At 64.4% G+C, this 22,226-nt stretch carries 23 protein-coding genes; 17 read left to right on the top strand and 6 right to left on the bottom strand.

Features of this window, described 5'->3' with window-relative positions; all coding sequences use genetic code 11:
- Positions 1 to 180: 180 nt before the first annotated feature.
- Positions 181 to 1,404, bottom strand: a complete 1,224-nt coding sequence (locus CO675_RS29140; RefSeq protein ID WP_097675227.1) for a polyhydroxyalkanoate depolymerase — start codon at positions 1,402 to 1,404, stop codon at positions 181 to 183.
- A 172-nt stretch (positions 1,405 to 1,576) separates the two neighbouring features.
- Between CO675_RS29140 and CO675_RS29135 the strand changes: the two genes are divergently transcribed.
- From CO675_RS29135 to CO675_RS41145, 3 genes are all read left to right on the top strand, one after another.
- Complete coding sequence (locus tag CO675_RS29135; protein ID WP_097675226.1) at positions 1,577 to 2,233, top strand: glutathione S-transferase; 657 nt, start codon at positions 1,577 to 1,579, stop codon at positions 2,231 to 2,233.
- A gap of 321 nt (positions 2,234 to 2,554) precedes the next feature.
- Positions 2,555 to 2,989, top strand: coding sequence for a cupin domain-containing protein (locus CO675_RS29130; protein ID WP_097675225.1), 435 nt, complete (start codon positions 2,555 to 2,557; stop codon positions 2,987 to 2,989).
- A 19-nt stretch (positions 2,990 to 3,008) separates the two neighbouring features.
- Positions 3,009 to 3,146 (top strand): hypothetical protein, encoded by a 138-nt coding sequence (locus tag CO675_RS41145; RefSeq protein ID WP_198964782.1) that lies wholly within the window; start codon positions 3,009 to 3,011, stop codon positions 3,144 to 3,146.
- Between the two features lie 90 nt (positions 3,147 to 3,236).
- Here the strand turns inward: CO675_RS41145 and CO675_RS29125 are convergent, their stop codons facing one another.
- Positions 3,237 to 3,461, bottom strand: a complete 225-nt coding sequence (locus CO675_RS29125; RefSeq protein WP_097675224.1) for a hypothetical protein — start codon at positions 3,459 to 3,461, stop codon at positions 3,237 to 3,239.
- A gap of 196 nt (positions 3,462 to 3,657) precedes the next feature.
- Here CO675_RS29125 and CO675_RS29120 point away from each other — a divergent pair, with 196 nt between their 5' ends.
- Positions 3,658 to 4,029: a hypothetical protein gene (locus CO675_RS29120; RefSeq protein ID WP_097675304.1), complete on the top strand. Its 372-nt coding sequence runs from the start codon at positions 3,658 to 3,660 to the stop codon at positions 4,027 to 4,029.
- An 83-nt stretch (positions 4,030 to 4,112) separates the two neighbouring features.
- Here CO675_RS29120 and CO675_RS29115 read toward each other — a convergent pair whose 3' ends face one another.
- Both CO675_RS29115 and CO675_RS29110 read right to left on the bottom strand, forming a co-directional pair.
- On the bottom strand, positions 4,113 to 5,216 hold the full coding sequence (locus CO675_RS29115; protein ID WP_097675223.1) for a mandelate racemase/muconate lactonizing enzyme family protein: 1,104 nt from the start codon (positions 5,214 to 5,216) through the stop codon (positions 4,113 to 4,115).
- Between the two features lie 214 nt (positions 5,217 to 5,430).
- A complete protein-coding gene (locus CO675_RS29110) occupies positions 5,431 to 6,672 on the bottom strand; it encodes an ABC transporter substrate-binding protein (protein WP_097675222.1) in 1,242 nt (413 codons plus the stop codon).
- 238 nt (positions 6,673 to 6,910) lie between these two features.
- On the opposite strand from CO675_RS29110, the gene CO675_RS29105 reads away from it, so the two are divergent.
- On the top strand, positions 6,911 to 7,750 hold the full coding sequence (locus tag CO675_RS29105; RefSeq protein WP_097675221.1) for an AraC family transcriptional regulator: 840 nt from the start codon (positions 6,911 to 6,913) through the stop codon (positions 7,748 to 7,750).
- Positions 7,751 to 7,801: 51 nt separating this feature from the next.
- On the top strand, positions 7,802 to 8,686 hold the full coding sequence (locus tag CO675_RS29100) for a transglutaminase-like domain-containing protein (RefSeq protein WP_097675220.1): 885 nt from the start codon (positions 7,802 to 7,804) through the stop codon (positions 8,684 to 8,686).
- A gap of 182 nt (positions 8,687 to 8,868) precedes the next feature.
- On the opposite strand, the gene CO675_RS29095 is transcribed toward CO675_RS29100, so the two are convergent.
- Positions 8,869 to 9,879 carry a polyprenyl synthetase family protein gene (locus CO675_RS29095; protein WP_097675303.1) on the bottom strand — a complete coding sequence of 337 codons (1,011 nt, stop codon included), beginning with the start codon at positions 9,877 to 9,879 and terminating at the stop codon, positions 8,869 to 8,871.
- A 134-nt stretch (positions 9,880 to 10,013) separates the two neighbouring features.
- Here CO675_RS29095 and CO675_RS29090 point away from each other — a divergent pair, with 134 nt between their 5' ends.
- From CO675_RS29090 to CO675_RS29050, 9 genes are all read left to right on the top strand, one after another.
- Entirely contained in the window at positions 10,014 to 10,238 is a 225-nt protein-coding gene (locus CO675_RS29090) for a putative signal transducing protein (RefSeq protein WP_097675219.1), read from the top strand.
- Positions 10,235 to 11,062, top strand: a complete 828-nt coding sequence (locus CO675_RS29085; protein WP_097675218.1) for a tRNA1(Val) (adenine(37)-N6)-methyltransferase — start codon at positions 10,235 to 10,237, stop codon at positions 11,060 to 11,062. The genes CO675_RS29090 and CO675_RS29085 overlap by 4 nt, the downstream gene beginning before the upstream one ends.
- A 246-nt stretch (positions 11,063 to 11,308) precedes the next feature.
- The gene (locus tag CO675_RS29080) at positions 11,309 to 12,232 is read left to right on the top strand and encodes a S49 family peptidase (RefSeq protein WP_097675217.1); all 924 of its coding nucleotides are present in this window, start codon (positions 11,309 to 11,311) and stop codon (positions 12,230 to 12,232) included.
- A 116-nt stretch (positions 12,233 to 12,348) separates the two neighbouring features.
- Positions 12,349 to 12,540, top strand: coding sequence for a hypothetical protein (locus CO675_RS29075; protein WP_021080015.1), 192 nt, complete (start codon positions 12,349 to 12,351; stop codon positions 12,538 to 12,540).
- 177 nt (positions 12,541 to 12,717) lie between these two features.
- Positions 12,718 to 13,653: a glycine--tRNA ligase subunit alpha gene (locus CO675_RS29070; RefSeq protein ID WP_097675216.1), complete on the top strand. Its 936-nt coding sequence runs from the start codon at positions 12,718 to 12,720 to the stop codon at positions 13,651 to 13,653.
- Positions 13,653 to 15,824 carry a glycine--tRNA ligase subunit beta gene (gene glyS / locus CO675_RS29065; RefSeq protein WP_097675215.1) on the top strand — a complete coding sequence of 724 codons (2,172 nt, stop codon included), beginning with the start codon at positions 13,653 to 13,655 and terminating at the stop codon, positions 15,822 to 15,824. The genes CO675_RS29070 and glyS overlap by 1 nt, the downstream gene beginning before the upstream one ends.
- Before the next feature lie 3 nt (positions 15,825 to 15,827).
- The gene (locus tag CO675_RS29060) at positions 15,828 to 16,424 is read left to right on the top strand and encodes a class I SAM-dependent methyltransferase (protein WP_097675214.1); all 597 of its coding nucleotides are present in this window, start codon (positions 15,828 to 15,830) and stop codon (positions 16,422 to 16,424) included.
- A 62-nt stretch (positions 16,425 to 16,486) separates the two neighbouring features.
- Positions 16,487 to 16,795, top strand: coding sequence for a GFA family protein (locus tag CO675_RS29055; RefSeq protein ID WP_349644040.1), 309 nt, complete (start codon positions 16,487 to 16,489; stop codon positions 16,793 to 16,795).
- A gap of 139 nt (positions 16,796 to 16,934) precedes the next feature.
- Complete coding sequence (locus CO675_RS29050) at positions 16,935 to 18,047, top strand: hypothetical protein (protein ID WP_097675212.1); 1,113 nt, start codon at positions 16,935 to 16,937, stop codon at positions 18,045 to 18,047.
- Between the two features lie 376 nt (positions 18,048 to 18,423).
- Here the strand turns inward: CO675_RS29050 and CO675_RS29045 are convergent, their stop codons facing one another.
- On the bottom strand, positions 18,424 to 18,783 hold the full coding sequence (locus tag CO675_RS29045) for a DUF1236 domain-containing protein (protein ID WP_097675302.1): 360 nt from the start codon (positions 18,781 to 18,783) through the stop codon (positions 18,424 to 18,426).
- Positions 18,784 to 19,018: 235 nt separating this feature from the next.
- Between CO675_RS29045 and CO675_RS29040 the strand changes: the two genes are divergently transcribed.
- Entirely contained in the window at positions 19,019 to 19,174 is a 156-nt protein-coding gene (locus CO675_RS29040) for a DUF3096 domain-containing protein (RefSeq protein WP_021080009.1), read from the top strand.
- 91 nt (positions 19,175 to 19,265) lie between these two features.
- Complete coding sequence (ppdK, locus tag CO675_RS29035; protein WP_198964781.1) at positions 19,266 to 22,181, top strand: pyruvate, phosphate dikinase; 2,916 nt, start codon at positions 19,266 to 19,268, stop codon at positions 22,179 to 22,181.
- Positions 22,182 to 22,226: the final 45 nt, after the last annotated feature.

Raw genomic sequence — 22,226 nt, 5'->3', positions numbered from 1 at the left:
CCCTGGACGATTCTTGGGAAACAGGTCGTCGTGGCCGGGAGACTACTGCGCGAGGGGAGGCGTGGCTAGGGTTGCGCTGCCGTCATTGCGAGCGGAGCGAAGCAATCCATTGCTCCACATACGCGGAACGATGGATTGCTTCGTCGCTTGGCTCCTCGCAATGACGAAGGAGGAGCGTCCTCACGAATTCACATGCACGAAGTCGCGCAGCAGCGGGTAGATCTCGTTGTTCCAGCGCTTGCCGGAGAACACGCCGTAGTGGCCGACGCCGGCCTGCATGTGGTGCACCTTGCGATAGGTGCGCACGCCGGTGCAGAGGTCCTGGGCGGCAAGCGTCTGCCCGATTGAGCAGATGTCGTCCTTCTCGCCCTCCACCGTCATCAGGCCCATGCGCCGGATCGCCGCCGGATTCACCGGGCGGCCGCGATGCATCAGCATGCCCTGCGGCAGCAGATGCTCCTGAAACACATCGCGCACCGTCTCGATGTAGAATTCCGCCGGCAGATCCATCACGGCGAAATACTCGTCGTAGAAGGTCTTGATCAACTCGGCCTTGGCGGTCTCGCCCTTGGCGAGATGGTCGGCGAGGTCGATGTGCTGCTTGATGTGACGCTCCAGGTTCATCGAGACGAACGCCGTCAGCTGCACGAAGCCGGGATAGACCTGACGCAGCGCGCCCTTGCACTGCATCGGCACGTAGTTGATCAGATTGTCCTCGAACCATTTGATCGGCTTGCTCTTGGCGAACTCGTTCACCTTGGTCGGCTGGATCCGCGTGTCGATCGGTCCGGCCATCAGGGTCAGCGACGCCGGCCGTGCCGGATGATTGTCTTCGGACATGATCGCGGCGGCCGCCAGCGCCGACACCGAAGGCTGGCAGATCGCCACCATATGCGCGCGCGGGCCGAGCTGGCCGAGGAAGTCGATCAGATGGTCGGTGTAATCCTCGAGCCCGAACCGGCCCTCCTTGCGCGGGATGTCGCGCGGATTGTGCCAGTCGGTGATGTAGACGTCGTGGTCCTGCAGCAGCGTCTTCACGGTGCCGCGCAGCAGCGTGGCGAAATGTCCGGACATCGGCGCCACCAGCAGGAGCCGCGGCTGCTCCGGGCCGTCCACCTTCCTGAAATGCAGCAGCGAGCCGAACGGCGTCGCATAGGCGACCTCCTCGGTCACCTGGTATTCCCTGTTGCCGGAGGACACGCTGCCGATGGCGTAGTCGGGACGGGCGTAGGTCAGGGTGGAGCGCGAGATCAGCTCGAGCGCCGCCGCGAGCCGGCCGTACACCCGGTCGGTGGCGCCCTGCGGCACCAGATTGAGGTATTTCAGCGCCGCTGCAGCCCCGGCCCGCCATGGCGCCGTGAGGTCCATGTGGTTCTGATAGGCCTGGTACATCATTGACATCATACGCATCCGCCCCTGGCCCCGATGGCTATGCAATATCGACGCCAGAGAGGGGGCGGGCTGCCCGGCAAATTGGCACGTGGCTTGCTGCAAAAATGAACGGCCCCGGGGCGCGGCGGCTTGGACCGGCGCGCCGCCCGGGAGTAAGGACGCGTTCAGGGCGTGAGGAGCGGGCATGGCGAAAGCGACACTCACCATCAGCAGCAAGAATTATTCGTCCTGGTCGCTGCGCGGCTGGCTGCTGGCGAAATTCGCCGGGCTGGAATTCGAGGAGGTGGTCACCGCGCCCGATGACCCCACGGCGCGGGCCGAGCTGCTGCTGCTGTCGTCGTCGATCCTGGTGCCCTGCCTGCGCCACGAGGGCGCGACCGTCTGGGATACGCTGGCGATCGGCGAGTATCTCAACGAGATCATGCCGCATGCCGGGCTGCTGCCGGCGGACCGGATCCAGCGCGCGCATTGCCGCTCGATCTCGGGCGAGATCCATTCCGGCTTCACCACGCTGCGCTCGTCGCTGCCGGTCAACCTCAAGGGGCATTTTCCCGGCTTCAAGATCTGGTCGCGGGCGCAGGCCGATATCGACCGTGTCTGCACCATCTGGCGCGATTGCCTCGGCCTGTCAGGCGGCCCGTTCCTGTTCGGCGAACGCCGCACCATGGCGGACGCGATGTATGCCCCCGTCGTGACCCGCTTCATGACCTATGACGTGAAGCTCGACCCCGTGCTCGCGGCGTATGCCAGCACCATCATGGCGATGCCGGAAATGCAGGAATGGATCGAGGCCGCGAAGGCCGAGCCTGCCGACGTCGAGGAGCTCGAGGTCGAATATTAGGCAGTGTGCGCCGGGGCCTGCCGGCGTCGGCGGCTCAAGCTCCAGGCAAGCCTTGCTCAATGGACGTGCCGTCGCCGCCTAGCATCGGCGCCGCGCGGCGATCGGGCGCAGCCCGCGCCGAACACAAATTCACGCCTTGCTCCAGATGCTTCCGGTGCGATGGCTGTGTCCGGCGAGGCCGATCGCCGCAGCACAATCGGGCTGGCAAGGATTTCGCATAGCAACAAGCGAGCTGTGACCGCGACGATGCGACGCTGCCGAAAATTTGGACGCTGAGCCCGCGCCGCGATCTCGCGAACACGAGAACCGTGGAGGCTTGAAATGAACCAGCACGCCATCGTCAGCAAATTCTCCCACGTCAAACCCGGTGACACCGAGTTCAAGGGCGGAGGTCTGCGCGACTTCTTCCTGTATCGCGATCTCGGCATCGCCGATGCCACCGGCGGGCAGGTGATCTGCCATCTGGTCAAGGCCAATCCCGACCTGCCGCCGGAAGAGGGCACCGGCTGGCACAAGCATCTGTGCGATTTTCAGATCGTCATCATGACCAAGGGTTGGGCGCGCTTCATGTACGAGGACACGGAGACGCTGGTCGAGGCCGGCGACGTGATCCATCAGCGGCCCGGCATCACCCACTATCTGTTCGATTACTCGAAGGACATGGAATACCTCGAGATCGTCAGCCCCGCCGATTTCAAGACCGTGGATGTGCCGCCGGCAACCGAGACCGTGCCGCCGGTGACGCCGTGGAAATGATCACGAGGAGGGACCGCAAATGTCGTCCGCCGAGGAATTAACCTTTGTCGTCGGCCGCTGGCTGCGGCCGATCGTCATGCTTCTGTATGTGGTGCACCGGATCGGGCTGATGACCACATCTAGCCGTGAACAACGGAGTACGTCGCTCGATCAGTGATTCGGACGCGGTTCGTTCCATCCGCGTTCCAAATCTTAAAACGCCCCGCATGCGCGTCGCGTTTTGAAACAGCGCGCGCCAATGCGCGCCTCAGGCCATGCCCGCCTGCTTCACGCGCGGCATGCGCCAGGCAATGACATTGACCTCCAGCGGGCCACCGGTCGTGTCGTTGCGCCACTGGCCGTCGATGAAGCGGCAGGCGAACGGTAGCTGATACGTTCCGCTGTGATCCTCACAAAGCACTTCCACGCGTTGTTCCGGCGAAGGTTCGCCATTGCCGTCGAATTGCGCCAGCCGTTTTTCGCGCGTAGCCATACGATCTGTCTCCACTGCCCAAGGTCGAGCCAAAAGGGGTCGAACCAAACAAGTTCCGAAGGCCCCCGTCCCCACGAGTAGTCCCCGTAATGGGTGAAGCACACCGCTCGAATGCGGTTTCAGTGTGGTATGTCTGCCCCGCTTTCAGCGTCGCGAGCACAAATCTGTGAATGACGCATGTGATTGGGGGATGCCGATGATCGCGCGTTTCGTTGTTGCCTTGCTGGTGCCGCTTGCACTCGGCGTCGTCGGAACCGCGCATGCGCAGGACGTTCCCGGTATCGAGATCTGCACCGTTGAAAAGACGATGGAGCGGCGCACCAGCTGCCTGCAGAGCAACGTCGATTTCCTGCAGAAGACGATCGGCAAGCTCACGTCGGATCATCAGCAGAAGCTCGACGCCGCCAACCGGCAGATCGAAAGCCTGAAGGTTTCAGTTACGGGCTTGCAGAAGCTCGTCACCGATTTGCAGGCGGCGCAGGTCAAGCTGGCCGAAGACCTGAAGAAGAAAGCCGACGCGCCGCCGGCGAAGGATGCGACGCCGGCTGCGAAGGACGGGACGAAGTAGAAGAATTCTATCCGCGACCTCGCTTCACCTCTCCCGCGAGCGGGAGAGGGCGCGCACCATTGTCGTGGCTCGCAGCGTACATCTCACGCCACCCGGTACCTCTCCATCACATCGCGATCCGGCTCGTAGCCGAGTCCGGGGCCCTGAGGCACGGCGACATGGCCACGGGCGTCGACGGCGATGCGGTCGCCCCACAGGCAGGCGGGGCGCTTCATGAAGAACACTTCGATCAGGCCTTCGTCGCGGATCGCCATCAGATGCAGCGTGGCGAGGAAGCCCGGCCCGAAATACGGCGAGTGCGGAATCACCTGGACGCCGAACTCGTCGGCGAGCACGGCGCAGCGCAAAAATTCCGTGACGCCACCGACCTTGATCACCGACGGCTGCGCGTGACTGACCGCGCCAGCCGTCATCATCTGGCGGAATTGATGCACGGTGCAGGCGTTCTCGCCGGCCGCGATATCGAGCCGGCCTTCTCTGCGCACTTCCGCGAGCGTTGCAAAATCCTCCGGCGGCCAGATCGGCTCCTCCAGGAACATCGGCGCGGCCTGCTTGCAGTCGCGGGCGAACTGGATCGCCGCCGGGCCATCCAGCGGGCAGTTCATGTCGACCATCAGCGGCACGCCGGGGCCGATCGCTTCGCGCGCCGCAGTGACGGCGGGCACGGTGGTCTCGTGCAGCTTGATCGCGGCGTAACCGAGCTTGATCGCCTTCTTGCATTCGGCGGCGATGTGCGCGGGATTGCCGATCCGCATCAGGCTGGCATAGGCCGGAATCGTGCTGCGCTTGGCGCCGCCGATCAATTGATGCAGCGGCACGCCCTTCACCTTGCCGGCGAGATCCCACAGCGCGATGTCGAGCGCCGAAATCGCAAACATCGTGATGCCGTAGCGGCCGAACAGATGCAGATTGCGCTGGATCTGCTCCATCGCGGCGGGAATGCTGGCCGCATCCGGCACCTCGAGCCCGCGCGCCTGCGGCGCGATCATCTCGGCCACCGCCGCACAACTCGTCTTCGGGCAGACATAGGCGAAGGCATCGCCCCAGCCGGTCAGGCCTGCGTCGGTCGAAACCTCGACCAGCACCATGTCGAGCGCCGAGATCGCGGACGCGCCCTGGCGGAAGCTCGCAGGGCCGGCATCATAGGGAATGCGGATGTGGTGGGCGCGGACGTCGGTGATCTTCATTGTTGTTGTCCTTCCGATCGCAGGATGCAGCTGGAGCTCGTGGTCGGACACTCTAACGCAAGTACGGCGAGCTTGCGTGCGGCTTCGCTTCGGCTCGCCTGGTTCCGGCCGTTCCCAGTCTTGCTTGTAAGAATTTTGTGCGTGAATCGTGTCGAAGACGTGGATGCCCGGCGCAGGCCGGGCATCGTGAAGCCCAAAGTTGTGGAGGAAACCTCTAGCTGCTCTTCTCGCCGCTCATGACGGGGCCGAACCGCTCCCAGCTCTCGCCCTTGAAGCGCATCATCTGCAACTGCTCGATCGGTGCATAGTCGTCCGGCCCGGTCTTGATCTTGGTGCCGGGCAGATAGATACCGATCTCGAAGTTGAGGCTGGCCGCCTGCTTCATCAGGTTCTCGCGGGTGAGATTGTCGCCGCATTGCCGCAACACCTGCTCCAGCCCCTTGGCGACGCCGTAACCGAACACGGTCGAGGCATCGTTCTGGTCGCCCTCGGGATACCACTTGGTCATGAAGGCGCGCCACTCGTTCATGGCCGGATCGTTCTTCCACTCGTGATCCGCGGGATCCTTCAGATACTGGGTCGACAGGATGTCCTGGCTCGCCTCATAGCCGGCCGGCTTCATCACGCCGCCGATCGAGACCGAGACGTTGGTCAGGAACTGGACCGGATGCCAATCCAGCTCAGCGGCCTTCTTGATCGCCTGCGCCGCGAACTTCGGGGTTGCGATGTTGACGAAGATGTCGGGGTTGGCGCCCTTGATCTGTACGATCTGCGAATCCACCGTCGGTGACGTGGTCTCGTAGGAGGATTCAACGACGATCAGCTTCTTGGCCGCATCGCCGAGCCCCTCGTGCAGGCCGATCAGATAGTCCTTGCCGAAATCGTCGTTCTGGTAGAGCACGCCGATGGTCTTGCCGGGATATTTCTGCAGGATGTACTTGGCATAGATGCGCGCCTCGACCTGGTAGCTCGGCTGCCAGCCCATGGTCCATGGAAAATTCTTCGGATCGTTCCACTTGGCGGCGCCGGTGGAGACGAACAGCTGCGGCACCTTCTTCGCGTTCATGTATTTCTGGATCGCGGTGTTGCCCGGCGTACCCAGTGGATTGAAGATCAACAGCACCTCGTCGCTCTCGACCAGCTTGCGAGCCTGCTCGACCATCTTCGGCGGGCTGTAGCCGTCGTCGTAGGAGACGAAGTTGACCTTGCGGCCGTTGATGCCACCCTCGCTGTTGAGCTTGTTGAAATAGGCCGCTTCCGTCTTGCCGATCGTGGCGTAGGCGGATGCCGGGCCCGAATAGGGCATGATGTTGCCGACCTTGATCTCGGTGTCGGTCGCACCCGGATCGTATTTCTTCTGGGCGTTGGCGGCGCCGGCGACGGCGATCGTCAAAAGCCCCGCAAGCGCCGCAGACTTGACGCAGTTGACATAGCTCAGGCGGTGGTGATGCATCATTGTCCTCCCTGACATGCTGGCCGCGGCTCGTGCAGTCTTGATTTTCGGGCAGCTTGGTGAGCCGTCGGATCGATGCAACTGCGAGTATGCACGATTGCAGCGCTGTTGCCAGCGACGGCTTTGCGGTAAAATTTCGCAGAGCGGAACCACGGTTTCGCCGCCACGCAGCAAGGACTGTCAAACGCCGCGCGCCGCAGCCATGCATGATGCCCGAGCTTTGCAAGGAAGGCCGTCGTCCATGAATCCAGCCCAGAAGGCGCTCTGGTACATCGAAAGCCACCTGCGCACGTCGCTGACGCTGGATGATATTGCTGTTGTCGCCGGGGTCTCGCGCTTCCATCTGGTGCGCGCGTTCGCGGAGGCGACCGGGTTTTCGGTGATGCGCTACGTGCGGGCCCGGCGGTTGAGCGAGGCTGCGCGCGAACTCGCGGCCGGTGCGCCTGACATTCTCACGCTGGCGCTCGATGCGGATTACGGCTCCCACGAGGCATTCACCCGTGCGTTCCGCGACCATTTCGGCGTCACGCCGGAGACGGTGCGCGCGACGACGTGCCTGACCAAGCTCAAGCTCCAGGAGCCGATCACCATGATCTCGACCGCTCTCGATCACATCGATCCGCCGCGTATCGCGACCGGCAAGGCCTTTCTGGTCGCCGGGGTCGGCGAGCGCTACAACCACGCCAATGACAGCACGGCCGGTATTCCGAACCAGTGGCACGGCTTCCACCAGCAATGCGCGCATATTCCCCGCCAGGTCGGTGACGTTGCCTATGGCGTCTGCTGCAATGGCGACGATGCCGGCAATTTCGACTACATCGCAGGTGTCGAGGTCGCCGATTTCTCCGACCTGCCGCGCGAGTTCGCGCGGGTCCGGATCCCGGCGCAGAAATACGTGGTGTTCACCCACGCCGACCACATCTCGACCATCCGCCGCACCGTCAACACGATCTGGAACAGGTGGCTGCCGCAATCGGGCATGAAGGTCGCCGACGCGCCGAACTTCGAGCGCTACGACGACAAGTTCGACAAGAACAGCGGTCACGGCGGGCTCGAGATCTGGGTGCCGGTCGAGGAGTAGCGGCCGGTGTGGTGGTTGCGCGGGAGGCGAGACTTGCGGGAGATCTTTCAGATGAACGTCGACAGATACGAAAAGCCGGTTGCCATGAGCGATCCGGGGCGTCACGCCGCTCTATTCGATGGTTTGCCGCGCGGCGCCGGCGCGCTTGCGACGACGGTGCAGGGTCTGCTGATCCATCAGCACATCGCCCCGGCCTATGGGGTCACGCTCGGCGGCGACCGGCAAGCGCAATCGCAGGTCCGAGCCGTCGAGACGATGCTGGATGAAATCGTGACGCGCGATGCGCGGCCGCTTGCGGTGGCGCGGGCGGTCAACGAACGGCAGGTCGGCGTCTGCAGGCACTTCACGCTGCTTCACGTGGCGATGTTGCGCACCCAGGGCATTCCGGCGCGTGCCCGCTGCGGGTTCGGCGCCTATTTCGAAGCCGGAAGATACCTCGACCATTGGGTGACGGAGTACTGGAACGAAGACAGGCAATGTTGGGTATTGTTCGATTCCCAGATCGACGATCGGCAGCGCGAGCTGTTCGGGATCGGGTTCGATGCGGCGGATGTGCCGCGAGATCAGTTCCTGGTCGCCGGCGATGCCTGGTCGCTCTGCCGCGCCGGGCGCCGCGATCCCGGCGCCTTCGGCATCCTCGACATGCACGGACTTTGGTTCATCGCAGGCAATCTTGTCCGCGACATCTGCGCGCTGAACAATCGCGAGATGCTGCCATGGGACGTTTGGGGTGCCATGCGCATGCAGGACAGCGAACTCGATCTGTCGTTCTTCGACCGGCTGGCAAGCGTCAGTTGTGAGCCTGATGCTCACGTCGATGAACTCGATGCACTCGATCGAGATGAGCGGGTACGAATTCCGAAAGCCGTGTTCAACGCGGTGCTCGACTGCGTGCAGGACGTGAAGTTGAAGGTCGCGGGTGTGGCGAACGTTTGATCGCTACCAATATTTGATTGCAAACGGCGTCACAAACTCGCTGTCGTCCCGGCGAAGGCCGGGACCCAACCACGAACGCCAATTGGTTTGCAAAGCTGGGGCCACTGCGCGCTTCAACAACGCAGCCCTGTGGTTATGGGTCCCGGCCTTCGCCGGGACGACAGTTGTGGGTGAGGCGCGACCTAATGCGAACGTGCGAGGCAGAACGCGACGACCTGTTCCAGCGCCGTCTTCATCGGCGAGGACGGGAATAGCGCCAGCGCGTCGACTGCCATTGCGCCGTAGTGCTGGGCGCGGCTGATGGTGTCCTCCAGCGCGCGGTGCTTGGTCATCAGCCCGATCGCGTGATCGAGATCGGCTGATCCGATCTCGCCGCGCTCCAGTGCGCGGATCCAGAACTGGCGCTCGGTGTCGTTGCCGCGGCGGAAGGCGAGCACCACCGGAAGCGTGATCTTGCCCTCGCGGAAATCGTCGCCGACATTCTTGCCGAGTTTTGCGGATTTGCCGCCATAGTCGAGCACGTCGTCGACGAGCTGGAAGGCGATGCCGAGATTCATGCCGACCGAGCGGCACGCGGTCTGCTCGGCCTTGGGCCGGTTGGCGATCACAGGGCCGACCTCGCAGGCCGCAGCGAACAGCTCCGCCGTCTTGCCGCGGATCACGGCGAGATACTCGTCCTCGGTGGTCGCGGTGTTCTTGGCGGCGGCAAGCTGCATCACCTCGCCCTCGGCGATGGTGGCGGCGGCCGCGGAGAGGATGTCGAGCGCGCGCAGCGAGCCGACCTCGACCATCATCCGGAATGCCTGGCCGAGCAGGAAGTCGCCGACCAGCACGCTGGCCTCGTTGCCCCACAGCATCCGCGCGGACAATTTGCCGCGGCGCAGCTCGCTCTCGTCGACCACGTCGTCATGCAGCAGGGTCGCGGTGTGCATGAACTCGACCGCGGCGGCGAGCTTGATATGGCCGTCGCCGGAATAGTCGGCGAGCTGGGCCATCGCCAGGGTCAGCATCGGGCGCAGCCGCTTGCCGCCGGAGGAGATCAAATGATTGGCGACCTCGGGGATCATGGTGACCTCGGAGCCGGTCCGCGAAAGGATGGTCGCGTTGACGCGCTCCATGTCGGCGGCGACAAGTCCCACCAGCCCGTCGATCGAAGCATTGGACGGGCTTTCGAAGGGTACAATAACCGCCACGCTGGTCTCCAATTTTGCCGAATTCGCACTAGCTCAGCTATAACAATAGAAACTGCGAAGGTGTGCGGCAAGGCCTCGAAGTTGTTGACATGTGACGCATTGGCCGCACAGCCGGGCGGAGAGGAGAGTGGGTTTTGCGGGAATTGGTACGGACCAATGACGTGGTGCTGGTCTCCGCCGTCGGCGCGCTGCTCGACAGCGCTAACATCCATCATCTGGTGCTGGACCAGAACATGAGCATCATCGAGGGCTCGCTCGGCGTGCTGCCGCGGCGGATCCTGGTGCACGAGGACGACAACCACGAGGCCCGCCAGCTCCTGACCGATGCCGGCCTGGGCCACGAATTGCGGGCCGAATGACCAGGGCGTTTTCAAGCGAAGTGGGCCCCGGTTCGCGTCAAGAAAGCGCGTCAAAAAACCAGTCTTCCGCGGCCGAGATCACCGAAGACGGATTCCTCGGCGGGCAATTGCGGCTGCGGCAGCCGCGCAGCGGCCACCGCGCCGGCCATGACGCGATCCTGCTGGCAGCATCAACGCCGGCGCGATCAGGCGACCGGGTCGTCGATCTCGGCTCCGGCGTCGGCGCCGCCGGACTGGCGGTGGCAAGGCGGGTGGGGGGGATCGATCTGGTTCTGGTCGAAATCGACCCTGCATTGGCCGAGCTTGCCCGGAATAACGCCGGCGCCAACGCGATCAAGGCCGAGGTAATCGTGCTCGATATCGAGGCCGGCGCTTCAGCGTTCGACGACGCGGGCCTTGGACCCGACAGTGCCGACGTCGTGCTGATGAACCCGCCGTTCAACGATTCCACCAGGCATCGCGCCTCGCCGGACGGCGTGCGGCAGCGCGCCCATGTCGCGACTGCGACCACGCTGGCTAGCTGGGTTCACGTCGCGCGGCGGATTTTGAGGTCGAACGGAAGGCTTGCAATGATCTGGCGGGCCGACGGGATCGCCGAGGTGCTGGCCGCGCTGGACCGCGGCTTCGGCAGCCTCGAGATCCTGCCGGTTCATGGCGAGGCAGCCTCGCCGGCGATCCGAATCCTGGTACGGGCCACCAAGGGGGGCCGGGCGCCGACGCGGCTGCATGCCGCGCTGTTGCTCAATGAAGAGTCAGGTGTGCCCAATAAATGGGTGCAGGAGATCTTGGCTGGGAAGGGAGAATTGCCGCTGGCGCGGCGTTAGCGGGCAGTCGCTCTGCCCGCATCGTCACTGGCACAAAGTTACTGCGGGGCCGTTTCCGACTGGCGATCCGGCCTGGATGTGAAGTGGATCGCCGTGAGGAGCGTCCCGATCAGCAAAATCAGCAGGTAGATCTTCATGGGTCCCTCTCCGCCCGCGCATTGCAGCCCCAATGACAAAATGCAAAACGCGTTCCACGAAATCCAATGACACTGGCGTGATAAGAAGTGGTTAATCCGAGGTAACGGCATGAGTGAACAATTAAGTGATCGCCAAGGACATTCTGGAGGACGTTCGGGATGGCTCGAACGCGTGCAGGGAATGTTGCCGGCACGTTTCCGGCGCGGCATGTCCGTCGTGCCGGTGGTGCGGCTGTCGGGCGTGATCGGCGCGGTGACGCCGCTGCGGCCCGGCATGTCGCTCGCCGGCGTCGCCAAGGTGCTGGAGCGCGCCTTTGGCACCCGGAATGCCAAGGCAGTGGCGCTGGTGATCAATTCGCCGGGCGGCTCGCCGGTGCAGTCGCGGCAGATCTATCTGCGGATCCGGCAACTAGCTGCCGAGAAGAAGCTGCCGGTGCTGGTGTTCATCGAGGACGTTGCGGCCTCCGGCGGTTACATGATCGCCTGCGCGGGCGACGAGATCTATTGCGACCCGTCCTCGATCCTGGGTTCGATCGGCGTGGTCGGCGGCAGCTTCGGCCTCGAGGGGCTGATCAAGAAGATCGGGGTCGAGCGGCGGCTCTATACGGCGGGCGCGCACAAGGCGATGCTCGATCCGTTTCTTCCCGAAAACCCCGACGACGTCGCCCGGCTGAAGTCGATCCAACGCGAGATCCATGCGATCTTCATTGCGCTGGTGAAACAGAGCCGCGGCAGCCGCCTGAAGGGACCCGACGACGAGTTGTTCACCGGCGAGTACTGGGCCGGCGAGACCGCGATCGGGCTCGGGCTTGCCGACGGCATCGGCGACCTGCGCGCGACGCTGCGGGCCCGCTATGGCGAGAAGGTGCTGACCCCGGTCATCGCGCCCGCGAGCGGCATGCTGTCCGGCCTGCTCGGCCGGCGGGCGCCCGGCGCGGGCTCGATGGCGGCGCTGGACGGGCTGGCAAGCCTGCCGGACGATTTGATCTCGGCGGTTGAAACAAGGGCGATTTGGGCCAGATTCGGGCTGTGAACACGGGGATTTGAGCGCGCCATTTAGCCCCAAAAGCGCGATTGCGGCGCAGGCCGGCTTGCGCAAGAATACCGTCCATTGGGGGCCTGACAGACGTGAACGACAAGGATCGACCGATGCCGCCGCTGATTGCATTCGCAGGCGTCCTGGGTGGCCTGGCCGTGGTCCGCTGGGCATACAAGACAGCCGTCCGGATCAACCAGGAACTGGAAGAGGCGCGATTGTCCCGCGTGGCCGAGGCGTCGCGTGCGAGCGAAATCAAGACCCTGCGCCGCGACCCCGTGACCGGGGCCTATCGCCCGGGCTAGATATCACCCGTCATTCCGGGACTATGCGAAGCATAGAACCCGGAATCTCGAGATTCCGGGTCTGGTCCTTCGGACCATCCCGGAATGACGCCCAGCACTCCCATCGCCTTGATTCCATTGGCTGCCGCCGATACGGTCCCGCGCGCTTCAAACCCCCTCGCGAGACCTGTACTGACGATGGACGCCCTGCCTGACCACATGCGCCCGGAACGTTCGTTCCAGGGCTTCATCCTGGCTCTCCAGCGATTCTGGGCCGAGCAGGGTTGCGTCATCCTGCAGCCCTACGACATGGAAATGGGCGCCGGCACCTTCCATCCCGCGACCACGTTGCGCGCCCTGGGGCCAAAGCCGTGGAACGCGGCCTATGTGCAGCCCTCGCGGCGGCCCAAGGACGGTCGCTACGGCGAAAATCCCAACCGCCTGCAGCACTACTACCAGTTCCAGGTGATCATGAAGCCGTCGCCGCCGAACCTTCAGGACCTGTACCTGAAGTCGCTGGCCGCGATCGGCATCGACGCCGCCGTCCATGACATCCGCTTCGTCGAGGACGACTGGGAGAGCCCGACCTTGGGCGCCTGGGGTTTGGGTTGGGAATGCTGGTGCGACGGCATGGAGGTGTCGCAGTTCACCTACTTCCAGCAGGTCGCCGGCGTCGAATGCGCGCCGGTCGCGGGCGAACTCACCTACGGGCTCGAGCGGCTCGCGATGTATGTGCAGGGCGTCGACCGCGTCTACGACCTCAACTTCAACGGCCGCGAGGGCGCCGAGAAGGTCACCTATGGCGACGTCTTCCTGCAGGCCGAGCAGGAATATTCGCGGCACAATTTCGAGTACGCCGACACCGCGATGCTGTTCGAGCAGTTCAGGATGGCGGAAGAGGCCTGCCGCAAATATCTCGCCGCCGGCTGGCGTGAGGGAGGCAATCAAAAGGAACATCTGATGGCCTTGCCGGCCTACGACCAATGCATCAAGGCGAGCCACGTGTTCAACCTGCTGGACGCCCGCGGCGTCATCTCGGTGACGGAGCGGCAGAGCTATATCGGCCGCGTGCGCGATCTGGCGAAGGCCTGCGGCGAGGCTTGGATCCACACTGAAACGGGCAGGGCGGTCTGATGCCCGATCTTCTCCTCGAGCTGTTCTCCGAAGAAATCCCCGCCCGCATGCAGGCCAAGGCGGCGGACGATCTGCGCCGCATGGTGACGGACAAGCTCGTCGCCGACGGCCTCGTCTATGAAGGCGCCAAGGCGTTCGCGACCCCGCGCCGCCTCGCGCTGACCGTGCACGGCATTCCCGCGCGCCAGCCCGATTTGAAGAGCGAGCGTCGCGGCCCGAAGATCGGCGCCCCGGATGCGGCGGTGCAGGGCTTTCTGAAAGCGACCGGTCTCAAGTCGCTGGACGAAGCCAAGATCCAGAAAGATGCGAAGGGCGATTTCTACATCGCGCTGATCGAAAAACCCGGCCGCGCCGCGATCGACGTGATCGCGGAGATGATCCCGGTGATCATCCGCACCTTCCCCTGGCCGAAATCGATGCGCTGGGGCGCGCGTTCGGCGAAATCAGGCTCGCTCACCTGGGTGCGCCCGCTGCACGCCATCACCGCGACTTTTGGGCTCGAGACCGAAGAGCCTGATGTCGTGAAATTCTCGGTCGACGGCATCGAGGCCGGGCAGACCACCTACGGCCACCGCTTCATGGCACCTGGTGCGATCAGCGTGCGCCGCTTCGAGGACTACGAGGCCAAGTTGAAGGCCGCCAAGGTGATCCTCGATCCGCAGGCGCGCAAGGACATCATCCTCGAGGACGCCAAGGAACTGGCGTTCGCGCAGGGCCTCGAGTTGGTCGAGGATCAGGTGCTGCTCGACGAGGTTTCAGGACTCGTCGAATGGCCGGTCGTGATGATGGGATCGTTCGAGAAGGAATTCTTGTCGATCCCGGATGAAGTGATTCGCGCCACCATCCGCAACAACCAGAAGTGCTTCGTGGTCAAGGATCCCAAGACGGGGAAATTGACCAACAAGTTCGTGCTGACCGCCAACATCGAGGCCCCCGACGGCGGCAAGACCATCGTCGCCGGCAACGAGCGCGTGATCCGCCCGCGGCTGTCGGACGCGAAGTTCTTCTACGAGACCGATCTTAAGACCAGACTGGAAGACCGGCTGTCGAAGTTCGAGCAGATCGTGTTCCACGAGAAGCTCGGCACGCAGGCTGCGCGCATCAAGCGGATCGAACGCCTCGCCGCCGAGATCGCGCCGCTGGTCGGCGCCGATGTCGAGAAGACCAAACGCGCCGCGCGGCTGGCGAAGGCGGATTTGCTGACCGAAGTTGTCGGCGAATTCCCCGAATTGCAGGGCCTGATGGGCAAGTACTACGCGCTGGCGCAGGGCGAGGATGCCTCGGTTGCTGCCGCGAGCGAGGAGCACTGGAAGCCGCAGGGGCCGACCGATCGCGTGCCGACCGACCCGGTGAGCGTCGCGGTGGCGCTGGCGGACAAGCTCGACACGCTGGTTGGATTCTGGGCGATTGATGAGAAGCCCACCGGATCGAAGGACCCGTACGCGTTGCGACGCGCGGCATTAGGTGTGATTCGAATCTTGATCGCGAATGAGCATCGCGTTCATCTGGCTGAGGTCTTAGGCCACGCAGTTGCCGGCTATATCGAGCAAGGCAACTCACACGTACGCTCGGGCGTCGAAGCGTGGGCTAAGCCGGCCGAAACGATCCGGGGCACGCTTGAATCAGCGTTTGATGCATGGAGCGCTGGTGGTGTCAGCTCTTTCATCTCGGATCGTCTGAAGGTCCAGCTTCGCGACCAGGGCGCGCGTCACGATCTCGTCGACGCCGTGTTCTCGCTCGGCGGCCAGGACGATCTGCTGCTCGTGGTGCGCCGCGTCGAGGCGCTCGGCAAATTCCTCGACAGCGATGACGGCAAGAACCTGCTCGCGGGCACCAAGCGCGCCAGCAACATCCTCGCCATCGAGGAGAAGAAGGACAAGCGTACCTTCGACGGCGCGCCCGACGCCGCGCTCTACAAGCTCGACGAAGAGAAAACCTTGGCGAAGGCGATTGACCAGGTGAAGGCCGAGGCCTCCGCCGCCGTCGCCAAGGAGGACTTCGCCGGCGCGATGAGCGCGATGGCGAAGCTGCGTCCGGCGGTGGATGCGTTCTTCGATAAGGTCAAGGTCAACGACGATGACCCGAAGGTGCGCGAAAACCGCCTGAAGCTGCTCAACGAGATCCGTGCCGCGACGCGTGCGGTGGCAGATTTCTCCCGGATCGAGGGCTGACCAATGGACCGTGCAACGCTCGCCGCTTACGACAAGGAGGCGGCGGCGTTTGCGCAGGACTGGCACGAGCAGCCGGCACCTCGCGATCTGCAGGAGATCGTCGGGCAATTCTTCATCAAGGGCGGCGCGACCGCCGATATCGGCTGCGGCAGCGGCCGCGAGGTGGCCTGGTTGAATGCCAATGGCTTCCCGGCCGACGGCTTTGATGCCTCCGAGGGCCTGCTCGCGGAAGCGCGCACCCGCTACCCGGCGCTGCGCTTCATCCACGCCGAACTGCCCGAGCTGTCCGGCATCGCCGCCGACAGTTTCGACAATGTGCTGTGCGAGACCGTGATCATGCATCTCGATCACGTTGCTGTAGCGCCGTCGGTGCGCCGCATGTTCGACATCGTGAAGCCCGGCGGCATCTTCTATCTGAGCTGGCGCGTCACCAGAGGTGACGACGCGCGCGATGGGCATGGCCGGCTCTACGCGGCGTTCGATACCGCGCTGGTGCGGGCTGAGTTGGCGGCGGCCGAATTGCTGCTCGATGCTGAGGTCGTCAGCGCCTCGTCCGGCAAGGTCATTCACCGGCTGGTCGCACGCAAGGGCAGGCGATGATGGCGCGGCTCGCGACATGCGCCTGCGGACAGCTCCGCATCACCTGTCGGGGCGAGCCTGTCATGGTATCACTGTGTCATTGCCTGGAGTGCCAGAAGCGGACCGGCAGCACCTACGGCGTCGCGGCCTTCTTTCCGCGCGCCGATGTCGCTCCGCAGGGCGAGGCGCGTGACTACAGCCGCATCGGCGGCAGCGGCTCTCCGGTGGTGTTTCATTTCTGCCCGAATTGCGGATCGTCGGTCTATTGGGAGCCCGCTCGCGCGCCGGATCTGATCGGCGTTGCGGTCGGCGCCTTCGCCGACCCCGATTTTCCCGCGCCGTCGCAGTCGGTCTTCACCCAGCGGCGCCACGCCTGGGTCGTCGACCGGTAACTGGCTGCCTCCGCGAGATGTGTCGCGTTAGAAATACTTTGAAACAATTTGCAATTTATTAACCATGCCCTGCGAGGGTCCTGGCGAGTCAACGATTTCTTAAGAAATCGCCCCTCGCGCCAATGCAGGGACCTCCCCGATGACCTCGATCGGCACCACGCCCAATCCCTACGCCCAATATGGCTCGGCCTATGCGCGGGCCGCCGCGACGCCCTCGCTGGCGTCGACATTGTCAGGCGACGGCACGGCCGGCGACCTGTCGGCGCCCGCGACACCTGGCGCTGCAACCAACCTCACGCTGTCGGATGCCGCCCGTGCGCAGCTTGCCAAGATACCGGCCAAGGCGCCGCTGCCGGATTTCGCGACCGTCACCCATGACGCGCGCGTCACGCTCGACCGGCTCTACACGGCCGCGGGGGTGACGAAGCCGATCGTCGACGGCAAGACCACGATCGATCTCTCGACCCTGGATCGCCGCTCGCTGTTTGCGATCTCGACCAATAATGGCGGCAAATTCACCCCGGACGAGCAGGCGGTCGCCGCCACCGAGCTGAAGCAGCGCTTCGACAAGGCCTTGGCGCCGTCGCTTGCGACCACCCGCCTGACCGGCGACTACAGCGTCAGCTACAAGTCGGCGCTCGACTATCTCGACGGCGCCAGCGACGAGGAAAAGGCAACCGCGACCTGGGCCAATCAGCGCGCCGCGGTGCTGAACGGGGTTCAGGCGACGCAGCAGGATCCGAACAAGGCGCCGACGGGAATTTCAGGCGACCCGATCGCGGCCGCGCTGGCGGGGACGACGTCGCCCACGACGGGTAAGCCACGCGATTTCGGCAGCGTGGCGAGCGATGCGCGCGCCTTCCTCGATCGGCAGAAGAGCGAGGCGGCGAAGAACGGCAAGGAACTGGTGTACGATTCCAGACGCAAGACCGGACAGCTCGCTGATCTGTCCTCGCTCGACAACCGCTCGCTGTCGTCGATCTCGCTGAACCAGGACAAGAAGTTTTCGGGCGAGGAGATCTTCGCCGCCAAGCAGGAACTCAATACGCGGACCCGTCTTGCCGTGCTCGATGCGCTGAAGCAGAGCCAGTCCGCCGGCGATCCGCGCCAATTCAGCCTCGGCATCCTCAAGCAATATTCCTCGATGAGTGCAGAGGAACGCCAGGCGGCCAACTGGACACAGGATTTCCAGGACGCTGCGATCAAGAACTACAAGTCGACCTCGACGCTGCTCTCGATCCTGAAATCGTAGGTCGCGACGACACTAGAACACGATGAGATTAGATCGAATAGCACCGCGAAGGCGGTTCGCCCCCTCTCCCGCTTGCGGGGGAGGGTTGGGGTGGGGGCTCTCTCCGCGAGTCACATCGCGGAGAGAGCCCCCACCCGCATCGCATCTTCGATACGATGCGACCTAAGAGCGAGCTTCGCTCGTCTCGACCCCGCAAGCGGGAGAGGTGAGCCAGTCCGCCGCAAGACCGATCCAGCACGACACCATCTTGCTTTACAACAGAAGAACCCCGCCCGGTGGGGAGGCCGGGCGGGGCTTTCTGGTCCGGTCGATCTGCGCGCACATCCGCTTGCGCGGCGCCCGGACTGTTCGTTCAGGCGATCATGCTAACGCTGAGCTACTCGACCACCTGAACGATCCGTCGCGAACGCGGCTCGACCAGAACGGTCTCGCCATTCACGACGGTGTAGCGATAGGGCGTCGCGCCGAATCGTTGCGGTACGTCGTAATAAGTTACGCCGGCATCCGGCAGCACGGTGCCGACCACGACGCGATCCGGAACGGTGTAGTTCGGCACGCGCTCGCGCACGATGTATTCGCGGAATGCCGGGCGCTGCTCGATCGCAATGCCCTCGTCATCCTCGACTGCAACCGGCGGGCCACCGCGGACAACGCCGACGGTCTGGGCCTGTGCGGCAACAGCCGGCACCGTGATCGCAGCAGCAACCGCTGCAACGGCAAGTATTCTGTTTCGCATGGCTCGCTCCATTCCTTATACGCGCGCGCCGGCCTTGGCCGATGCGCACGGCGAGCCAATGCATCTGCGGCGGTGATGTTCCGGAAAAACTGCCGCCACAAACGCGGCAATTTGGAGCAATTTTCGTGGGTTGCGGGAACCTGTTGCGGCGCCATGCGTCTTGATGTGGGAACCCCCGCAGCGGATAAACTGCCGCTCGATTCGCTCCTCCAAAAAACTGCCGGAGAACACTTCAATGACCATCACCGCTGGGCATCTGCCTGCCATCGTTGCCCTGGCTGCAGGCGTCCTGATCCTGATCATGCCGCGGCTGCTCAACTACATCGTCGCGATCTACCTGATCTTCGTCGGGCTCGTGGGGATGGGCCTGCTGCGCTGGCTGCACCTGTAGCGGGAAAGCGGGGTTTCGCGGCTTGCGCGGAACCCCCCAAAATGGTGTAAGGCGCGCATCTTCGACCCCTCTTTTCGGATTGTTGTCTGACATGGCCAAAGCCGTCGCGAAGTCCAAGAAAACTGCCGAGAAAACTGCAGCGAAATCAAAGTCCTCGGCACCGGCCCGGAAGGCCGCTCCGGCGCGCAAGGCGCTGAAGAAGAGCGCCCCGAAGCCGGCGCCGAAACCCGCCGCCAAATCGACTGCGAAGCCGGCTGCAAAGCCCGCCAGCAAGGCGCCGGCAAAGGCCGTTACCGCCGCGAAAAAGGCGACTCCGCCGGCGATCAAGGCCGGCAAGTGGGTCTATACATTCGGCGACGGCAAGGCCGAGGGCCAGGCGACCCTGCGCGATCTGCTCGGCGGCAAGGGCGCCAACTTGGCGGAAATGGCCAATCTCGGCCTTCCGGTGCCTCCCGGCTTCACCATCCCGACCTCGGTCTGCACCTATTTCTACGACCACGACAAGACCTATCCGAAGGAACTGAAATCACAGGTTGAGAAGGCGCTCGACTATGTCGGCAAGCTGACCGGCAAGACCTTCGGCGATGCCAAGAATCCGCTGCTGGTCTCGGTCCGCTCGGGCGCGCGCGCCTCGATGCCGGGCATGATGGACACCGTGCTCAATCTCGGCCTCAACGACCGCACGGTCGAAGCGCTCGCTGAGCTCTCCGGTGACCGCCGCTTCGCCTATGACAGCTATCGCCGCTTCATCACGATGTATTCGGACGTGGTGCTCGGCTTCGAGCATCATCATTTCGAGGACATCCTCGACACCTTCAAGGACGGCCAGGGCTATTCGCTCGACACCGACCTCACCGGCGACGACTGGGTCGAGCTGGTCGGCAAGTACAAGGAAGCGGTCGCCAAGGAGACCGGCCACGAATTCCCGCAGGATCCGCACGACCAGCTGTGGGGCGCGATCGGCGCGGTGTTCTCATCCTGGATGAACGCGCGCGCGGTGACCTACCGCAAGCTGCACGACATCCCGGAATCCTGGGGCACCGCCGTCAACGTGCAGGCGATGGTGTTCGGCAACATGGGCGAGACGTCGGCGACCGGTGTTGCCTTCACCCGCAACCCCTCGACCGGCGAGAGCAAGCTGTACGGCGAGTTCCTGATCAACGCGCAGGGCGAGGACGTCGTCGCCGGCATCCGCACCCCGCAGGACATCACCGAGGAGGCGCGCCAGGAATCCGGCTCCGACAAGCTGTCGATGGAAGCCGCGATGCCGGTCGCCTTCAAGGAGCTGACGCGGATCTACACGCAGCTCGAGAAGCACTACCGCGATATGCAGGACATGGAGTTCACGGTCGAGCAGGGCAAGCTGTGGATGCTGCAGACCCGCGGCGGCAAGCGCACCGCGAAGGCGGCGCTGCGCATCGCGGTCGAGCTCGCCAATGAAGGCCTGATCTCGCGCAAGGACGCGGTGACGCGGATTGATCCGGCTTCGCTGGACCAGCTGCTGCACCCGACCATCGATCCCGCCGCCAAGCGCGACGTGATCGCGACCGGCCTGCCGGCATCGCCCGGTGCTGCCTCCGGCGAGATCGTGTTCTCGTCGGACGAAGCGGCCAAGCTGCAGGCCGACGGCCGCAAGGTGATCCTGGTCCGCATCGAGACCAGCCCGGAAGACATCCACGGTATGCATGCCGCGGAAGGCATCCTGACCACCCGCGGCGGCATGACGTCGCATGCTGCGGTGGTCGCGCGCGGCATGGGCAAGCCCTGCGTCTCCGGCTGCGGCACCATCCGTGTCGACTACGGCCGCGGCACCATGAGCGTGGGCTCGCGCACCTACAAGACCGGCGACGTCATCACCATCGACGGCTCGGTCGGGCAGGTGCTGGCCGGCCGCATGCCGATGATCGAGCCGGAACTGTCCGGCGAGTTCGGCACGCTGATGGGCTGGGCCGACGAGGTCCGCAAGCTCGGCGTCCGCGTCAACGGCGACACGCCCGACGACGCGCGCACCGCGGTGAAGTTCGGCGCCGAAGGCATCGGCCTGTGCCGCACCGAGCACATGTTCTTCGAGGAGACCCGCATCCGCACCGTGCGCGAGATGATCCTCTCCGAGGACGAGCAGTCGCGCCGCGCCGCGCTGTCGAAGCTGTTGCCGATGCAGCGCGCCGACTTCGTCGAGCTGTTCGAGATCATGAAGGGCCTGCCCGTCACGATCCGCTTGCTCGATCCGCCGCTGCATGAGTTCCTGCCGCACACCCAGGCCGAGATCGAGGAAGTGGCGCGCGCCATGAACACCGATCCGCGCAAGCTCGCCGACCGCGCCCGCGAACTGTCCGAGTTCAACCCGATGCTCGGCTTCCGCGGCTGCCGTCTCGCGATCGCCTATCCTGAAATCGCCGAGATGCAGGCGCGCGCGATCTTCGAGGCGGCGGTCGAAGCCGGCAAGCGCACCGGCAAGCCGGTCGGTCTCGAGGTGATGGTGCCGCTGATCGCGACCAAGGCCGAGTTCGATCTGGTCAAGGCGCGGATCGATGCCATGGCCAAGGCGGTGATGAAGGAAACCGGCGCCAAGCTCAGTTACCAGGTCGGCACCATGATCGAGCTGCCGCGCGCCTGCCTGATGGCTGGCGAGGTGGCGGAGACCGCGGAGTTCTTCTCCTTCGGCACCAACGATCTGACGCAGACCACCTACGGCATCAGCCGCGACGACGCCGCTAGCTTCCTCGGCACCTATGTCGCCAAGGGCATTCTCGAGATCGATCCGTTCATCTCGGTCGATCGCGACGGTGTCGGCGAGCTGGTCAGGATCGGCGTGACGCGCGGCCGCAAGACGCGGCCGAGCCTCAAGGTCGGCATCTGCGGCGAGCACGGCGGCGATCCCGCGTCGGTGGCGTTCTGCCACGAGGTCGGCCTCGATTACGTCTCGTGCTCGCCCTATCGCGTGCCGATCGCGCGTCTCGCCGCGGCCCAGGCCGCGCTCGGCAAGGAGATCGCCAGCCAGGCGTGAGCGATCGAACAAATCGGTGACGACAATGGCCGGGACGAAGTCCCG

Source organism: Bradyrhizobium sp. C9 (genome assembly GCF_002532045.1).
Lineage (GTDB): Bacteria > Pseudomonadota > Alphaproteobacteria > Rhizobiales > Xanthobacteraceae > Bradyrhizobium.
Note: the sequence above shows the minus strand (reverse complement) of the source record. Positions and strands in the feature narration are given on the sequence as shown.

Coding starts and splice junctions, on each gene's coding strand:
- CO675_RS29075 (WP_021080015.1), top strand. CDS start 12,349: ATGCCGCCGCTGATTGCATTCGCAGGCGTCCTGGGTGGCCTGGCCGTG.
- CO675_RS29085 (WP_097675218.1), top strand. CDS start 10,235: ATGACCAGGGCGTTTTCAAGCGAAGTGGGCCCCGGTTCGCGTCAAGAA.
- CO675_RS29130 (WP_097675225.1), top strand. CDS start 2,555: ATGAACCAGCACGCCATCGTCAGCAAATTCTCCCACGTCAAACCCGGT.
- CO675_RS41145 (WP_198964782.1), top strand. CDS start 3,009: ATGTCGTCCGCCGAGGAATTAACCTTTGTCGTCGGCCGCTGGCTGCGG.
- CO675_RS29070 (WP_097675216.1), top strand. CDS start 12,718: ATGGACGCCCTGCCTGACCACATGCGCCCGGAACGTTCGTTCCAGGGC.
- CO675_RS29100 (WP_097675220.1), top strand. CDS start 7,802: ATGAACGTCGACAGATACGAAAAGCCGGTTGCCATGAGCGATCCGGGG.
- ppdK (WP_198964781.1), top strand. CDS start 19,266: ATGGCCAAAGCCGTCGCGAAGTCCAAGAAAACTGCCGAGAAAACTGCA.
- CO675_RS29120 (WP_097675304.1), top strand. CDS start 3,658: ATGATCGCGCGTTTCGTTGTTGCCTTGCTGGTGCCGCTTGCACTCGGC.
- CO675_RS29080 (WP_097675217.1), top strand. CDS start 11,309: ATGAGTGAACAATTAAGTGATCGCCAAGGACATTCTGGAGGACGTTCG.
- CO675_RS29055 (WP_349644040.1), top strand. CDS start 16,487: ATGGTATCACTGTGTCATTGCCTGGAGTGCCAGAAGCGGACCGGCAGC.
- CO675_RS29135 (WP_097675226.1), top strand. CDS start 1,577: ATGGCGAAAGCGACACTCACCATCAGCAGCAAGAATTATTCGTCCTGG.
- CO675_RS29125 (WP_097675224.1), bottom strand. CDS start 3,461: ATGGCTACGCGCGAAAAACGGCTGGCGCAATTCGACGGCAATGGCGAA.
- CO675_RS29110 (WP_097675222.1), bottom strand. CDS start 6,672: ATGATGCATCACCACCGCCTGAGCTATGTCAACTGCGTCAAGTCTGCG.
- CO675_RS29040 (WP_021080009.1), top strand. CDS start 19,019: ATGACCATCACCGCTGGGCATCTGCCTGCCATCGTTGCCCTGGCTGCA.
- CO675_RS29060 (WP_097675214.1), top strand. CDS start 15,828: ATGGACCGTGCAACGCTCGCCGCTTACGACAAGGAGGCGGCGGCGTTT.
- CO675_RS29140 (WP_097675227.1), bottom strand. CDS start 1,404: ATGATGTCAATGATGTACCAGGCCTATCAGAACCACATGGACCTCACG.
- CO675_RS29115 (WP_097675223.1), bottom strand. CDS start 5,216: ATGAAGATCACCGACGTCCGCGCCCACCACATCCGCATTCCCTATGAT.
- CO675_RS29045 (WP_097675302.1), bottom strand. CDS start 18,783: ATGCGAAACAGAATACTTGCCGTTGCAGCGGTTGCTGCTGCGATCACG.
- CO675_RS29105 (WP_097675221.1), top strand. CDS start 6,911: ATGAATCCAGCCCAGAAGGCGCTCTGGTACATCGAAAGCCACCTGCGC.
- glyS (WP_097675215.1), top strand. CDS start 13,653: ATGCCCGATCTTCTCCTCGAGCTGTTCTCCGAAGAAATCCCCGCCCGC.
- CO675_RS29050 (WP_097675212.1), top strand. CDS start 16,935: ATGACCTCGATCGGCACCACGCCCAATCCCTACGCCCAATATGGCTCG.